The organism is Kitasatospora sp. NPDC048722 (genome assembly GCF_040650235.1).
GTDB lineage: Bacteria > Actinomycetota > Actinomycetes > Streptomycetales > Streptomycetaceae > Kitasatospora.
The window spans coordinates 1-1,109 of record NZ_JBEZGX010000192.1 but is presented as its reverse complement, the minus strand read 5'-3'; the positions used below and the strand labels follow the sequence as shown (position 1 = coordinate 1,109).

Here is a 1,109-nt window from a genome sequence, read left to right as displayed (position 1 = left end):
GACAAGGTGATCGAGCTGCTCGACCCCGAGAGCGGCGAGCCGATCACCGAGGAGGGCCGTCCGGGCCGGGTCAAGCCTTACTTGGAACTTGGGGACCTTCGCTTGCTGGCATGGCGTTAATACCATCCATTGTTGGTGCAGTGATTGTGGTTGCTGTTGTATCTTTCTTCCTATCTAAAATGAATTAGTAGATCTTAGGATCTAGAAAGGAGGAGTTTTGGCAACTGGAAAGAAAATAATACTCATTATCCTTGATCTCCTTTTACTTACGCTTGTTCTACCAATGACTTGGGATTATTACAATTTCATGGAATATGATTGGATGACAACGACCTCTAGTAACATTCCCTTCATAGGTAAATATATGACAGACTATTTGTTTTGGGGGAACATCGTTTTAATAGTCATATTAATTATCGCCTTGATTGTAATCCTTTTTTATCCTCGAACCTATATGGATGTACAACTCACTTCAAATAATGGAGATTTAACTTTGAAGAAGTCGGCCATTGAAGGATTTGTAGGTGAAAAAGTAAAAGAAAATGATTACCTTAAAAACTCAAAAATCGCTGTTTCACTTTTTAAAAATAAGATAAAAATTGATGTAAAGGGTGAGATTGTTCCTCGAGTTGAAGTGGCCCAAAAAGCTCAAGTTCTGGAACAGGAAATCATTGAAGGGTTAAAAAGTTTCTTTGGATTGGAACATACGGTTAAACTTAAAGTAAAAGTCAATACATTAAGTAAAGACGATAACCCTAAACGACAACGTGTTATGTAGGAGGGATCAATGGATTATTTCGAAAAAAATCGATACCCAATTATAGGGGGAATCGTAGGTGCACTCATTGCTGTGTGTATCTTCACTATTGGATTTTGGAAAATGATTCTGGTTTTATTTTTAATTGGATTAGGAATTTATATTGGTCTATTTTTAAAAAAATCAGGAATCATTGATCAATTTATAAATCGTAAATAACATTATAAAAGGAAAATATTATGGTACAAGAAAACATGAAAGCACAGCCACGTCATGGAGCTCGTCGAGCAGCTCTGCGACTGGGTCGCCGTCGTCAACGCCGGCCGGGTCATAGCCCACGGGCCGCTGGACG

Annotated in this window: 3 protein-coding genes and 1 pseudogene; all 4 read left to right on the top strand. The window is 38.8% G+C overall.

Annotated features, from left to right (window positions below; all coding sequences use genetic code 11):
* Positions 1-188: GlsB/YeaQ/YmgE family stress response membrane protein (locus AB0C76_RS41505; protein WP_359976012.1), on the top strand; the 188-nt coding region annotated here is incomplete at its 5' end.
* 29 nt (positions 189-217) lie between these two features.
* A complete protein-coding gene (gene amaP, locus AB0C76_RS41500) occupies positions 218-778 on the top strand; it encodes an alkaline shock response membrane anchor protein AmaP (protein ID WP_359976009.1) in 561 nt (186 codons plus the stop codon).
* A gap of 9 nt (positions 779-787) precedes the next feature.
* Positions 788-976, top strand: coding sequence for a DUF2273 domain-containing protein (locus AB0C76_RS41495; protein ID WP_015425997.1), 189 nt, complete (start codon positions 788-790; stop codon positions 974-976).
* A gap of 45 nt (positions 977-1,021) precedes the next feature.
* Positions 1,022-1,109: pseudogene (locus tag AB0C76_RS41490) on the top strand (ABC transporter ATP-binding protein); the annotation flags it as partial.